This is a genomic window from Flavobacterium sp. 90, from assembly GCF_004339525.1.
Taxonomy (GTDB): domain Bacteria; phylum Bacteroidota; class Bacteroidia; order Flavobacteriales; family Flavobacteriaceae; genus Flavobacterium.
Window position 1 is genome coordinate 4,474,157 of the sequence record NZ_SMGE01000001.1, and the last position, 16,494, is coordinate 4,490,650.

Below are 16,494 nucleotides of genomic sequence, written 5' to 3' on the forward strand. Positions count from 1 at the left end.
ACACATGGAAACAATCTTTTTAATTAAAGAACTAAGAGAAAAAGGAGTAGCGGTAAAGCTAGTCGAAGATCAGTTAGAAGTATCTCTGTTAAAAGAGAATGTTGAAGATGAGGTTGTGGAAATAGTAAGAAATAATAAAGAACAGATTATAAATTATCTGCAGTCTATCTCAATTAATAAATTTAAAGAAATACCAAAAGCAAAAGAATCAAATAGTTATCCTGCATCGAATGCACAATTTAGAATTTGGTTTGAATCACAGTCAACTAGCGCATCGATTGCTTATCATATTCCTTTTGAAGTTAAATTAGTAGGCGATTATGATAAAAATGTTTTAGAAGAAGCGATACGTTATGCAATTAACCGACATGAAATATTGCGAACAGTTTTTCGCCTGAATTCAGAAAAAGAATTGCAGCAACATATTCTATCCGCAAAAGAATTAAACTTTAATCTGGATTATAAAGATTTTACAGAAGTTGAAAATTCTTTGCACAAAGTAAACGAATACATCAAGGAAGATTTAAATATATCTTTTGATTTAGAGAACGGACCTTTGCTAAGAGCCGCTTTATTAAAATATGAAAACAATAGCTATTATTTCTATTGTAATTTACATCATATTATCTGTGATGCGTGGTCAATTCCTATTTTAAAAAGCGAAATATTAACGGTTTATACTGCACTAAAAGCAAACAAACTACCGGAACTGCCAGAATTAAGAATTCAGTATAAAGATTTTACATTATGGAGTCTGGAAAACCTGGAAGGAGAATCTTTTTTAAAGCAAAAAGCATATTGGTTAGATAAACTTTCGACCGAAACGCCAGTTTTAGAATTACCAATTAAAAGTAATCGTCCGCCGGTAAAAACATATCATGGACAAACTCTGAAAACCTATTTTAATAAGAACATTTCGAGTGCTGTAAATGCTTATCAAAAAAGTAAAGAAGGTTCTTTATATATGGTAATGTTGAGCACATTGCATGTAATGTTAGCAAAATACACCGGAAATAATGATAGCATTATAGGAAGTCCTTTTGCTGCCAGAGAGCATATGGATTTGAATAATCAGATCGGTTTTTATACCAATACTTTGGCAATTAGAAACCGAGTAGAAAAATCAGATTCATTTGATACTTTTTTTGCTGGCGTAAAACAATCGATATTAGAAGCGCACAATAATCAGCAATTTCCATTTGAAGAATTAGTCAAAGAATTAAAACTTAAAAAAGATCCTTCGAGAAATCCTCTTTTTGATGTTATGCTTGTGGTTTTACCAAAAGACGGAGCAAAAAACGAAGAACAATTTGATAGTGAAGAGTCTTTGGAAACGATTACTGTTGAAAAATCGACTACAAGTAAATTTGATTTGTTAATCTATATAGAGGAAACCGAAAATGAACTTTTATCGCTTAAAGTAGAATACAATACTGATTTATTCGAAGAAAAATTTATCAGACAATTTATTGGACACTACAAAAAAATAGTAGAATTACTCTTAACGAAGCCTCAGGAAAGTATAAGCGGATTTAACTATTTAGAAGGACATATTGGAATTCAAAATTTAGATTTAGATATAAATAAATATAAAAAAGATACCGTAATAGCATTCTTAGAAAAACAAGTAATTGCTACTCCGGATGCTATTGCTTTACATTATGAAGACGTAAAAATCAGCTATCTTCAATTAAACAATTATTCGAATCAAATAGCAAAAATGCTAAGAGACGAGTATAATGTTTTGCCAAATACTAACATTGGTGTTCTGTTAGACCGATCGCAGTATAATGTTATTGCGATGTTGGGTGTTATTAAATCCGGAGCATGTTACGTTCCAATAGACAGTAAATATCAGGAAAGTCAAAGAGAATATATCATCGCCGATGCTGAGATAACAAACATACTTACTACTTCTAATATAAAATATAGCGGAAGAACAGAACATATCAATTTAATCTCTTTGGATGAGTTTCAATACTCAGACGAATTAGTAGAAAACCCTGTTATCGTTAATGAATTAGATGATTCTTCTTTTATTATCTACACTTCAGGGTCAACAGGAAACCCAAAAGGAGTTATTCAGACACATCGAATGTTGTCTAATTTAATACAATGGAATATATATGATTCCGGTATCTCGTCAGGTTTGAGACATTTGCAGTACACTTCTTTTAGTTTTGATGTCTCTCTTCAGGATGTTTGGTTTGTGCTTAGTAGTGGCGGAGTATTATATGTAACTCCAGAATCCATGAAGCTCGATTTTAGTGCTTTATCTACTTACATTATAGAAAATAAAATTGAGGTTTTATGCTTTCCATTTTCTGCTATGACCAGTTTTTTTGATCATACAGATACGGAATTTTTCAAAAAAAATCAGCTTAAAGATATTATATCGTCAGGGGAACAATTAATCATTAGTGGCGCTTTAGAAAGATTTTTACTGGAATTTCCTCACGTAAAGCTTCACAATCATTATGGACCTTCAGAAACCCATGTGGTGACTAGTTTTACAATCTCAGCCAATACCAGCGATATTATACATTATATGCCTATTGGTAAGCCATTGGCAAATACAACGCTATACATATTAGACAGTAATCTTCAGCCAGTACCAAATAAAGTAATTGGCGAAATATATATAGGCGGTGAAAATGTTGCCAAAGGATATGTAAAACTACCGGAATTAACACAAACACGATTTATTTCAAATCCATTAGATCGCGATCAAAAATTGTATAAGACCGGAGATTTGGCTTATATGGATTATTCCGGAAATATCATTTATCTGGGAAGAAATGATACTCAGGTAAAAATAAGAGGTTTTAGAATTGAACCGGAAGAGATCGAAATTCAAATTCAGATGTTTTCAAATAGTATTGAACATACTGTTGTAGAAGCTAAAAAAATAAACGGAGAAAATGCCCTTGTCGTTTATTATGTATCCGATAATGAATTGGATAAAAAAGAGGTTGTACGTTTTCTAAACAGCAGGCTTCCGGATTATATGGTGCCAAATTTTTATGTAAAACTTGACAATATTCCATTAACTCCAAACGGAAAAGTAAATAGAAAAGCCTTACCGGATGTTACGCCTGAAAACAGTATTTCAAGAGAATATGTAGCGCCAACAAATGAAACAGAAGCAAAGTTAGCGGCTATTTGGCAAGAGCTTTTAGGCATAGAAAAAGTAGGTATTGAGGACAACTTTTTTGAATTAGGAGGTCACTCACTTTACATCGTTCGTATGATCTATAAAATCAACGAAATTTTTGAAATTAAAATAAACATGAAAGATGTATTTACGCTCCAAAGCATACGTGAATTGGCAAAAGCAATTGACGATGAAATACTATTTAAAGGAGGCGTAAACGTAAGTATAACAGAAGAAACTACAACAAATCAAAATTCAGAAGTATGGGAAATCTAAGTATAAAGCAGAGGTTAACACAGTTAATTCAGGAAGGCATAAGTTTTGAAGTTTCCCAAGGTAAACTTTTGGTAAAAGGTAATTTAAGCGCATTAGATACTGCACAAAAAGAGTTTTTAAAAGACAATAAAGAAGCAATTATTTCTTTGATAGAAAGCCAGACTCAGGAAATTCCCGAGATCAAAAAAACGGACAAAGAGCTGCCAAAACCGCTTTCTTTTTCCCAACAAAGTTTATGGCTTCTGGATCGAATCAATAATGGTAGTTCACATTATAATCTTGCTTCTACTTTTAAATTAAAAGGCAAAATAAATTACGAAGCTTTAAATCAAACTTTTGCCACGATTCTTGAAAGACACAGCAGTTTGCGCAGCAGCTTTTTTGTTGATGGTCATGGAGAACCCGTTCAAAAAATTCAGGATGTACCAAATTTTAATGTTACAGTTGAAGAAATAGATCCGTCAATTCAAAAATTTGAATCTCATATTTTAGAATTAATTGAGCAAGAAGCAAATAACGTATTTGATCTAACAAAAGATTTGTTGTTAAGAGTCAAATTGCTCAAAATAAATGATGAAGAACATATTCTGATCGTAACCATGCATCATATTGCTTCAGACGGATGGTCTATTGGAATTTTAGTTAACGAATTTAATATTCTTTACAGTAGTTATCTTAGAGGAGAATCTAATACACTGCCGGAATTAAACATACAATATGCTGATTATGCCTATTGGCAAAGACAATGGCTGAAAGGAAAAGTTTTGGACAATCAGATCAATTATTGGAAAAAACAATTGGCAGATTTACCTGTGATTCATAGTTTGCCATTGGATAACCCAAGACCATTTACACAAACTTTTAATGGAAATACCTATAATTCATTTGTTGAAAAAAATACATTAACTGCTTTATACAATTTATCTAAGGCAGAAGGCGCTACTTTATTTATGGCAATTCATGCTGCATTTAGTACTTTGTTAGCACGATATAGCAATGAAAAAGACATTGTTGTTGGTACTCCAATTGCTAATAGAGAAAAAGCTGAAATTGCGAATCTCGTTGGTTTTTTTATGAATCTTTTGGTCTTAAGAAGTGATTTATCACAAGAACCAAGTTTCAGAGCATTACTAAAACAAAGCAAAAAAATGTTGGAAGACTCTTATGAGTATCAACAAATGCCTTTTGAAAAACTTGTAGAAGAATTAAAAGTTCCAAGAAATTTGGGACACAATCCATTATTTCAGGTTTTATTATCGCTTCAAAATAATACCCAAGAAGAAATTTCTTTGAGTGATATTGTATTGGAACCCTTTAATTATAAAGACGGAAATAGCGCTAAATATGATCTTAGTTTAAATGTAACCGAAACCCCGGACGGACTTATCCTTTCCTGGGAATACAGTACAGATCTCTTTGTGGAGTCAACTATTGTTCGTATGGCAGAACATTTTAATACCTTATTAAGTTCTCTATTAGCTAATCCTGATGAAAATGTTTTTAAAGCAAACCTTATCGGTGAAAAAGAAGCAAATCAAATATACGAACACTTAAGCGGAGATGTAGTTGAAGTGAGTACGAACGAAAGTGCCATAAACTTTTTTGACTATCAAACGAAGAACAATCCAAATCAAACGGCCATTATTAGTAATGATGTTTCGTATAACTATGCACAATTAGGAGAAAAAGTCGATGCAATTGCTGGTTTTTTATTAGATCAGGGCGTACAAAACGGAGACAAAGTAGGAATCTGTTTATTGCGTAATTTCGAAATGGTCGCTACAATTTTTGCCTGTTTTAAACTTGGAGCCGCCTATATTCCTCTTGATCCTGTTTACTCTTCAGAGCGAATAAATCAGACTATAAATGATGCACAGCCTAAGTGTATTGTAACATTAAGCGCATTAAAAGAACTTTTTTTAAACGGATCATCAAATGAGGATTTTGTTTATTTAGACAAACCTCAATCTCAAAAAGAAAATCAGGTAATTGCGACAAATTGCAGCGGTAACAATGTAGCCTATATTATTTTTACTTCGGGAACAACCGGAAAACCTAAAGGGATTGAAGTTACCCATGATAATTTAAGTAATTTATTAAAAGGCTTAGATATTTCTTTTGGCAGCGAAACCAAACAAACGTGGCTTGCGCAAACGAGTGTTAATTTCGACATCTCGGTTTTAGAACTTATCTGGACGATTTCGAGAGGACATAAGGTTGTATTGCAACAATCGAATCCTTTTAAATTAGTGTCACATGATAAAATAACGCCATCAAAAAAGATTGATTTCAGCATCATGTTTTTTGGAGCTGATAAAAACAATAATCAGAAGTATGATTTATTGTTAGATACTGTAAAATATGCAGATCAAAACGATTTTACTGCAATTTGGACACCGGAACGTCATTTTGGTGAATTTGGAGGAGCATTTTCAAGTCCTTCGGTTTTAAGTGGTGCTATATCGACGATGACTAAGAATATAAGTATCAGGTCGGGAAGTGTTGTACTTCCTTTGCATGATCCAATTCGTGTTGCAGAAGAATGGTCGATAGTTGATAATTTAAGCAATGGTCGCGTAGGAATAAGTATTGCGTCCGGATGGCATCCTAATGATTTTGTTTTTTCAAATTCAAATTATAGCGATCGCCATAATGAGATGCGTGAAAAAGTTACTGAGCTTAAAAACCTTTGGGAAGGAAATCCTATCGTGCGCAAGAATGGTGTTGATAAAGACTTTACAATACAAATCAGACCAACGCCAATACAAAAAAAATTACCGCTTTGGATAACTGCTGCCGGAAGTCCTGAAACTTTTAAATATGCCGGAGAAATTGGCGCCAATATTCTAACGCACATGCTTGGGCAAACGTTAGAAAAACTGGAAGCAAATATTGCGGTGTATCACCAAGCCTTAAAAGACAACGGATTTAGCATAGAAGATAAACAAGTTTCTCTGATGCTTCATACTTATATTGACGCTTCACATGAAGATGCGACTGCTACCAGTGAGCAGCCGTTTAAAGATTATCTGAGATCTTCTATGAAATTAATGGAGCCTTTGGCAAAAGAGTTAGGGTTAGATATTGATACGCAAAGTGATGAAATCATTGATATTGCATACAGAAAATTCAGTAAAGAAAATACACTTATTGGTACTCCTGAATCGTGTCAGAAAATGCTTTTTAGTATCCAGAATATCGGAGTTACTGAAGTAGCTTGTTTAGTAGATTTTGGAGTTGAAAGCGAAAAAGTATTGTCCAGACTTGAAAAGATTATAGAAACCAAAACCTTATATCACTCTCAGGCTGAGCTTACAAAACTATTAAATATAGACAATCAAAGAACCGAATTGGAGCTTATTGACACGTATAAAGTGACTCACGTTCAGATGACTCCATCACAATCTAAACTGATAGCAGATTTAAATAGTCAGGATAAATCCAAAGAATTATCTTCAGTTCAGCATTGGTTTATTGGTGGAGAACCTTTAAATCAAAATTTAATTAACAGCCTTAGTTTAATTACTAATTCTAAGTTGTATAACATGTACGGACCGACTGAAACTACAGTTTGGTCAACATGGAGAGAGATTAACAGCAAAGACTTTAAAATTGGTAAACCTATAATAAATACCAATTTATTGCTTCTGAACGAGTTTGAGCAACAAGTACCTTTTGGAGTTGTTGGAGAACTTTATATTGGAGGTTCAGGAGTTGCTAAAGGATATTATAATAATGCTGAACTCACGAATAAAAGCTTTAAACAAGTCATTAATTCTCACTTTGGCAACAGCCGATTTTATAAAACGGGAGATTTAATGAAATTGACAAGCGATGGAACGTTTGAGTATGTTGGCCGAAAAGACAATCAGGTTAAAGTAAACGGTTATCGTATTGAACTTGAAGAAATAGAAAAAACAATTTCTAAAGTTCCCGGAGTTAAAAATTGTAAAGTTTTACCAATTACAGAAAACAATACAACCTACTTGTCAGCCTACGTAATTAAGGATGATATTGTTTATGGAAACTACACAGAACTTCCTGTTGAAGAACAAGCGAAACCTTTTTATTTCCCTGATGGCAGTACTGTTTATCACCAGTCTGATCGCCAATTGGCAATGTTGTATAAAGAAATATTTCAGGACGGAATCTATTCCAGACACCATATAAAAGTACCTGAGAATGGTTTAGTATTAGATGTAGGAGCCAATATAGGAACCTTTAGTATGGAGGTAAACCAAAGTCAGCCTAGCGCAACAATTATTGCTTTTGAACCTATTCCGCAAATTTTTTCTGCTCTTAAGAAAAATTTTGAGCACCGACAAATAAAAGGACGTATTCTGAATTTTGGAGTTTCCAATAAAAAAGAAAGCGCAACTTTTCATTATTATCCGGAGATGTCTGGAATGTCGGGCAGGTTTACAGAAAAAGAGACAATCGTTGATGCAGTCGGAAAATATATAGAGTATGACAAAGCCCTCATGGCAGATGAAACGTATCAATCCGGAGAAAAAAACAGCATTGTAAAATCTTTCTACGATACTATAGACGGAGAAAATGATTTTTCGAACGAATTCAGAGAATACCTTACCTCGTTGTATAATTCTAATGAAGTCGAATGTCAGCTTACAACAATATCTGATGTAATTGATGATCTGAAAATACAGGCAATAGATTTACTAAAGATAGACGTAGAAAAGAGCGAATGTCTGGTATTAGAAGGAATTCGTGAAGAACATTGGCCAATGATCCATCAGGTTGCAATTGAAGTCGACGGAGACAATAATCTGAATACCATCTTAGAGCTGCTTAACATAAAAGGATATGAGGTAAACGTTGACGAATTGGTAATGAGCGATGCCGAATTGCCAAGAGACGAAAATACCTATATGGTTTATGGAACTAATCACAAGATTGGCGAGAAGAAAAAAGATCAAATCCAGCAACAATTCGAATCGCAAACAAACGAGACTTCTATCAGAGATTTTGTAAAGAAAATGCTTCCGGATTATATGAGTCCTAAGGATATCAATTTTGTGCCGTCAATTCCTTTAATGGAAAATGGAAAAGTAGACATGATGAAGTTGAAAGAAATTAAACCTCAGGAATCTATTTCGAATAATGTTATCACACTTAATAATAAAACAGAATTAGATATTTATCGCATTTGGTGTGAGGTTCTTAAGAAAGAAAACATCCCATATCACGTCAGCATTTTTGAGGCTGGAGGTAATTCAATTGAGATTGTTGTATTGCATGAAAAGCTTCAAAAAGAATTTAGTGTTGAGTTTTCATTAATAGAACTTTTCCGAAACCCTACAATTCCTCAGCAGGCAAAATTGATAGAAAATGCCAACAAAGACAATCAGGAAGATGTTGCAATCAAAAAAGCAGTAGACAAAGGAGCGTCTCGACGAAATGCCCGTTCTAATCGAAATTAATTAACAAAAGTTGGACAAAATGAAACAAATTTCTGAAAATGATATTGCCATAATAGGGATGGCTGGTCGGTTCCCTAACGCAAAAAACATAGATGAATATTGGCAAAATCTTGTTAGTGGTGTCAATAGTATCGTTAAAGTCGATGAAGAAGAGCTTCTTGCATCCGGTTTTTCTGAAAGTATGTTGAATCATAAGCGTTTTGTTAATGCAAGTTCAAGGCTTGAAGATGCAAAATACTTTGATGCTGATTTCTTTGGACTATCAAATATAGAGGCTACACATATGGATCCTCAAATTAGATTGTTATTGCAAACGAGCTGGCATGCCATAGAAGATGCCGGTTATGATATGAGTCGTCTCGATGTGGCTGTAGGAAACTTTTGTGGAATGTCTACGAACTCTTATTTATTAAAAGTATTAGATACAAATTCATATACAGAGCATGCAGATCCTTTGTTGTACAGAATCTTAAATGAAAAAGATTTTTTGGCAACGTGGATTTCTTATAAGCTTAATCTAACAGGACCGGCAATGAGCGTGCAAACAGCTTGTTCGACTTCATTACTTGCCGTTCATTTAGCCTGTCAAAGTTTATTGAATCGCGAATGTGATATGGCTTTGGCGGGAGGAGTATCTTTCGATTCAAATGAAAATATAGGTTATATACATACACCCGGATCCATCTATTCTAAAGACGGAGTTTGTCGTCCTTTTGACAGCGCTGCCAGCGGAACAGTTAATGGAGACGGCGTTGGTTCGATTGTTTTAAAAAGAGCAACCGATGCTATAAAAGACAAAGATTATGTTTATGCATTGATAAAAGGAACTGCAACAAATAATGACGGAGCCAACAAACAGGGATATACCACTCCAAGTGTAAGTTTTCAAAGAGATGTCGTTCTTGAAGCTTCAGGAGTTGCAGATATTGATCTGGAATCTGTGGGAATGATTGAAGCACATGGTACAGGAACTTTAATTGGAGATCCGATTGAAGTAGCGGCACTTACCGAAGCATTTCGGGAATACACAGATAAGGTGCAATATTGTGCTATTGGTTCTGTAAAAGGAAATATTGGACATTTGGATGCAGCTGCAGGAATAGCTTCGATTATTAAAGCCGCATTATGTGTGAATAAAGGGATTCTGGTACCGAGTATTAATTTTTCAGAAGCGAATCCTTCTTTACAATTAAGTACTTCTCCTTTTTATGTGAGCCAAAAAACGTCAGTATGGCCACAACATTTTGAACTTAGAAGAGCAGGAGTTAGTTCTTTAGGAGTTGGCGGAAGTAATGTTCACGTGCTTGTTGAAGAACCGCCAATGATCGATGTAGAAGAAGAAACTAAAAGACCTTTTGTAGTCGCATTATCTTCTTTGAACCAACAAAATTTGCAATCGCAGAAAAAACAATTATCAGAATATGTATTAGCAAATCCAACACTAACACTTGCTGATTTAGAATTTTCGAGCCTTTACGGAAGAAAAGTTATGCCGTACAGATTTAGTGTGGTTTGTACTGATAAAGATGAATTAGTAGCGCAATTAAACGGAATTCAAAACGATAATTGTTTTGAAGGATTTGGAAATATACCCGAAACGGTGTTCATGTTTCCGGGACAAGGCAGCCAATATGCGAATATGGCATTAGCATTATATGAGAATAATGAAGCCTTTAAAAAGGATATGAATTATTGTTTTGATTATCTGAAAACAATATCTCAGGTTGATTTTAAGGAAACCATTTTCTCTGATGACAGTGTTTTATTAGATAAAACCGAAAATACGCAAATAGGCTTATTCATAGTTGAATATTGCCTTACCAAAGAATTAATGAGAGCCGGAATCAAACCGGATGCAATCATCGGACACAGTTTGGGAGAATATACAGCGGCTTGTATTGTAGGTTCTCTTACACTGGAAGATGCATTAAAACTCGTTTACCATCGCGGAAGATTAATGGGAATGATGCCAAAAGGAGCAATGCTTCTGGTACAATCTACAGAAAATGACCTAAAACCATTATTGCTAAACGGAGTTTCTTTTTGTGCTTTCAATGCTGATAATAGTGTTGTAATTGGAGGATCGATAGAAGATATTGGTGAGCAATGCAGCATATTGGAATTAAATAGCATCGAATACAAAAAATTAAAAGTATCCCACGCTTATCATACGCAAATGATGAACGATGTCTTAGCTGAATATGATGAAATATTGTCTCAGGCAGAGTTTAAAAGTTTTGAATCTGTAATATTTTCTACCTATACAGGTGATCTTGTAGAACCGGAAGTTTTTTGTTCTAAACTGTATTGGTTAAACCAAATCATTCATCCTGTAAAGTTTTCGCAAGCGATAAAAAAGGCAGCTTCTCATTTTTCGAATCCTGTTTTTATTGAAATTGGACCAGGAAACGGATTGTCTTATTTTGCCAATACGATCTTTAATCATCAGGTTAGCACCGTTAGTTTATTGCCAAGACCATCCAATAAAAGCAATGCTGTAACTAATTTTTATGAAGCAAAAGCGATTCTTCTTGCAAAAGGAGTACGTTTTAATTTACCTGAAGTTCACGAAGGAAAAAGAGTTCCGATACCAGGTTACGTTTTTTCAAAAGACAGGTTTTGGAAACCAAAAATCAAGATCAATTACAAGAGTTTTTACGACGTAAAGGAATCTTATTATAAGACCAACAATCAATATAAAAGCGACCGACTAAGATCTTCAATAGAGATTGAACTTGCTCATGATAAGGAAGTTTCAGAGGAGCTATTAAACAGCTTAAACGATTTAAATGCGCAGTATTTAAATGAAGTTAAAAAGCTTTTTTCGACAACAGAAAAAATTAGTAATCTAATTGAAGTATTGTATGATGAGGTTGTTTTAGATAGTGAAGAAATAACTCCAAGCTCTATACAATTCAATAAAAAAAGAAATGTCAACAGTGTATTTGTAGCACCGGAAACTGAAACCGAAAAAAGTATCCAGGAATATTGGAGCACTATTTTAGGCTATTCTCCTGCAGGAATACAAGACAATTATTTTGAAGTAGGCGGAAACTCTTTATTGGCTACAAAATTACTGTCTTTATTGTCTGATAAATTCGAAATCACATTGTCTTTCAGAGAGTTGTCAGAATGCCAGACGATAAAAGAACTGGCTGTTTTGATCGACTCAAAAAAGGAAATTCTCGAGTTAGTAGAGACCATCGAAATGGATAATAATAACGACAATTATATTGAATTATGAATATAGAATTATTGTTAAAAGAGTTAATTGAAAATAAGGTAAAGCTTTCTGTAAAGGAAGATAAACTATTATGTCAATTACCGGAAAAAGGAATTGACGATGCTCTGTTTTCTAAATTACAACAACATAAGGAAGAGGTTAAACAATTTATTCAGAACACAAAAAAGAATAAACTTAAAAAATCACCAATCCTAAAACAAGATAAAAACGCATTAGATAAACCGCTTTCTTTTGCGCAGCAGCGTTTATGGGTTTTAGATCAAATTGAAGGAAGTACACATTATAATATTTCAAATGCTTTATTATTAAAAGGAAATTTAAATAAAGCTATTTTTCAAAAAGCATTCGATACCATTCTCGAGCGTCATGAAGTATTGCGAACCGTATATGATTTGGATAAGAATGGCAATGCTATTCAGATTGTGCAGCCGTTTGTTCCAATTCAAATAGGGAATGAGGACTTGCGCAGTTTCAATAAAGAAGAGCAGGATACAATTATATATAAAATTCAAACAGAAGAATCTAAAAAAGTTTTTAACCTGAAAAGCGACATCATGCTTCGGGTTAAATTACTTCAGATTAAGGAAGATGAATTTATTGCTGTAGTTAATATGCATCATATTGCTACAGACGGTTGGTCAATAGGAATTTTAATTAATGAATTTAATACTTTATACACAGCTTATTCTCAGGGAAAATTAAACCCTTTGACGGAGCTGGAGATTCAATATTCTGATTATGCACATTGGCAACAGGAAACATTAAAAGAGGAAAAATTAGAAGAATTAAAAAATTACTGGTTAAATCAATTGTCAGATTTGCCACCGGTACATAGTTTACCTCTTGATTATACACGACCTAAAGTACAAACTTTTGAAGGTGATACAATTTACTCCCAAATTGATAGCACAACTTTAAACAGCTTAAAGAAGATATGCGATAAAGAAGGAGCGACTTTATTTACGGGATTACATACCATTTTTGGTCTTTTATTGGCAAGATATAGTAATGAAACCGACATAATAATGGGTACACCTATTGCAAACAGAGAACAATCAGAAGTTAAAAATCTGATAGGTTTCTTTGTTAATATGCTGGTGTTGCGCAGTAATTTGTCTCAGAATGAAAGTTTTGTAACATTAATTAATCGAAATAAAGAGATGATGTATGATGCTTTTTCGCATCAGCAAATGCCTTTTGATATGTTAGTGTCAGAATTACAACCAAAGCGAAATCCAAATTACAGTTCTCTTTTTCAGATCATGTTTGTTTTGCAAAACAATGAAAAAGCAGAACCGAAACTACCGGAATTATCTTTAAAACAAATCGAACAATCAAAACCATTTGCGATGTACGATTTGTCTTTTACGGTCAACGAAGACGAGAATGGTTTAGCATTGAGTTGGGAATACAACAAAGATATTTTTAAGAAAGCGTCAATAGAACGAATGTCTAATCATTTTGAACGCCTGCTTAAATCATTAATAGAATTTCCGCACGCAAATGTGGGCAAAGCTAATATTATCAGTAATCATGAACGAAATGAGCTGATTATTGGTTTGAACCAAACAGATGTAAAATATGCAACAGATAAAACAGTACTTGATCTGTTTGAAGAACAGGTAAAAAGTACTCCGGATTATACAGCAGTCAAATTTGAAGAAAAAGAATATTCGTATCATCAATTAAATCAATTGGCAAATCAATTGGCGAATTATTTAAAAGAAAATTACGGAATCACAGCCAATGATTTAGTTGGAATACAATTAGAGAGAAGCGAAAAAATGCCTTTGTCGATTATTTCCATCTTAAAAGCAGGCGCAGCTTATGTTCCTATTGGAGTTGATTATCCTGAGGATCGTATCAGTTACATTATAGAAGATGCCAGAATAAAAGTTGTGATTAATGAAAGGGAGTTAGAAAAATTCTTCTCAGTAAAAGATGATTATGCTACAGAGAACCTTTCTTTTAAGCCAGTTCCAAATGATTTAGCTTATTGTATTTATACTTCCGGTTCAACAGGAGTGCCCAAAGGAGTCTTAAATCAACATGCAGGTTTGTTCAACAGATTAGTATGGATGAAAGATGATTTGAATGTAAAAGAAAAGGAAGTTTTTTTACAGAAAACGCCTTATACATTCGATGTTTCGGTATGGGAATTTTTACTTCCTGTAAGTATTGGCAGCACCTTAATTATCGCAAAACCAGACGGACATAAAGATCCGGAATATCTAAAAGAAATAATAGAGAAAGAACAAGTAAGTATCATTCATTTTGTTCCTTCGATGTTAAGTGTTTTTCTGCAATTTGCTACTTACAAAGAAGTTTCAGCCCTTAAGCATATTATTTGTAGTGGAGAAGAATTACTTCCTAAAATAGTAAGCCAAAGCAAAACACAATTTCCTCAAACCAGAATTCATAATTATTACGGACCAACAGAAGCTGCCATAGATGTAACCGCAATAGATGTTACAGATTTGGAGATCTCAAATACCGTAACCATTGGAAAACCTGTTGCAAATACAAGAATTTATATTGTTGATGAAGCACTTAATTTACAACCGGCAGGAATTGCAGGAGAACTATTAATATCTGGAATACAGGTTGCCAAAGGATATCTTAATCTGCCTGATTTAACAAAAGAAAGATTTATTGATGATCCGTTTATTGCTGGCGAAAGAGTTTACAGAACCGGAGATATCGCATCATGGAATGAAGATGGAACAATAAAATATCTGGGCAGAAAAGACAATCAGGTTAAAATAAGAGGTAACAGAATCGAATTGGGTGCAATAACAACCGCTTTGTTGTTAAAACCGGATTTAAAGGAAGCTATCGTAACCGTTTATAAAAAAGAAGATTTAGAGCATGAATTAGTAGCTTATGTAGTTTCTGATGAAGTTCAGAATGCATCGGCTTTGCGCAAGTTCTTATCGGAAAGAATTCCGGAATATGAAATCCCGTCCTATTTTGTTCAGGTAGATAAATTAACACTTTCATCAAACGGAAAAGCAGATACAAAAGCATTACCAAGTCCGGAACATCATAAACTATCGACCGGAATTGCCTATGAATCTCCACGAAATGAAAAAGAAGAAAAACTAATTCAAATTTTCGCAAATGAACTTGACAGAGATCATAAAGAGATCGGAATTCATGATAACTTCTTTGACTTAGGAGCCAACTCTATTAAACTAATTAAAATTCTGAACACCATTAACAAAGAATTTGACATGGATTTAAAACCTGTCTTATTGTTTCAATATGCCACAATAAATGCATTGGTAGAATATGCATTTACGGAAACTTCACAAGAAGAGGACGAAGACGATTTTGCTCTTTCAGATGAAATTGACAGTTTGATGGATCTGATGGAAGATTAAAATCCTAAAGAAATAATGACTCATTTTATTTTACTAATTAAATAATAACAATATGGAAATTAAAAATGTTGACGAAATAGCCGGTTTAAAAATTTTACTTCAAATTGATGAAGACATTTCTCCAATTGATTGGGCAAAGAACAATAAAGATTTTGTTGAATCATTTCTGTCTACAGAAGGAGCATTGCTAATCAGAGGTTTTAAAAATGTAGATGAAAATGAGTTTGGTGAAATTTTAGGAAATCTTTTTGGAGAAGAATTATTGGATTATACCTATAGATCAACTCCAAGAACTGAATTAAAAAATAAAGTATATACAGCGACTGAATATCATCCTTCTGAAACTATTCCGCAGCATAACGAAAATGCATATTCTAATGCATGGCCAATGAGAATAGGCTTTTTATGTGTAACTGTAGCTCAGAAATTAGGAAATACACCTATATCAGATAGTCGATTGGCGTATAAAAAAATACCACAGGAAATACGTGATGAGTTTGAAAAAAAGGGAGTTATGTATGTGCGAAATTATTCGGATATCGATTTGCCTTGGACAGAAGTTTTTCAGACAGAAGACAAATCAGAGGTAGAGAACTATTGCAGAAAGAACAATATCGATTTTGAATGGACTGAGAACGGATTGAGAACAAAACAAACCAATCAAGCCAGTATTAATCATCCTGTAACTAACGATAAACTTTGGTTCAATCAGGCACATTTGTTTCATGTAAGCAGTTTAGACGAGGAAATACAGGAAGGTCTTATTGAGCTTTTGGGAGAAGAAAACTTACCAAGAAACGCTTATTATGGAGATGGAACTCCTATTGATTTAGAAACACTTGCGTTGATAAGAAATGTATATGAAGATACAAAAGTTACTTTTCAATGGGAGAAAAATGATCTTTTGATATTAGATAATATGCTTTATACCCACGGTAGAGAACCTTTTGAAGGACCAAGAAAAATTTTGGTTGGTATGGGAAGAAAGTACTAATC

General features: G+C 33.7%; 5 protein-coding genes. All 5 read left to right on the forward strand.

Features of this window, described 5'->3' with window-relative positions; genetic code table 11:
* Nucleotides 1-4: 4 nt before the first annotated feature.
* From C8C83_RS18550 to C8C83_RS18570, 5 genes are read left to right on the forward strand one after another with little or no spacing between them, the layout of a single operon-like run.
* Nucleotides 5-3,430, forward strand: coding sequence for a non-ribosomal peptide synthetase (locus tag C8C83_RS18550; protein WP_121329861.1), 3,426 nt, complete (start codon nucleotides 5-7; stop codon nucleotides 3,428-3,430).
* Nucleotides 3,418-8,871: a MupA/Atu3671 family FMN-dependent luciferase-like monooxygenase gene (locus C8C83_RS18555; protein ID WP_121329862.1), complete on the forward strand. Its 5,454-nt coding sequence runs from the start codon at nucleotides 3,418-3,420 to the stop codon at nucleotides 8,869-8,871. The genes C8C83_RS18550 and C8C83_RS18555 overlap by 13 nt, the downstream gene beginning before the upstream one ends.
* Before the next feature lie 19 nt (nucleotides 8,872-8,890).
* On the forward strand, nucleotides 8,891-12,115 hold the full coding sequence (locus C8C83_RS18560) for a type I polyketide synthase (RefSeq protein ID WP_132011839.1): 3,225 nt from the start codon (nucleotides 8,891-8,893) through the stop codon (nucleotides 12,113-12,115).
* Nucleotides 12,112-15,498: a non-ribosomal peptide synthetase gene (locus C8C83_RS18565; protein ID WP_121329865.1), complete on the forward strand. Its 3,387-nt coding sequence runs from the start codon at nucleotides 12,112-12,114 to the stop codon at nucleotides 15,496-15,498. The genes C8C83_RS18560 and C8C83_RS18565 overlap by 4 nt, the downstream gene beginning before the upstream one ends.
* 52 nt (nucleotides 15,499-15,550) lie before the next feature.
* Entirely contained in the window at nucleotides 15,551-16,492 is a 942-nt protein-coding gene (locus tag C8C83_RS18570) for a TauD/TfdA family dioxygenase (protein WP_121329866.1), read from the forward strand.
* Nucleotides 16,493-16,494: the final 2 nt, after the last annotated feature.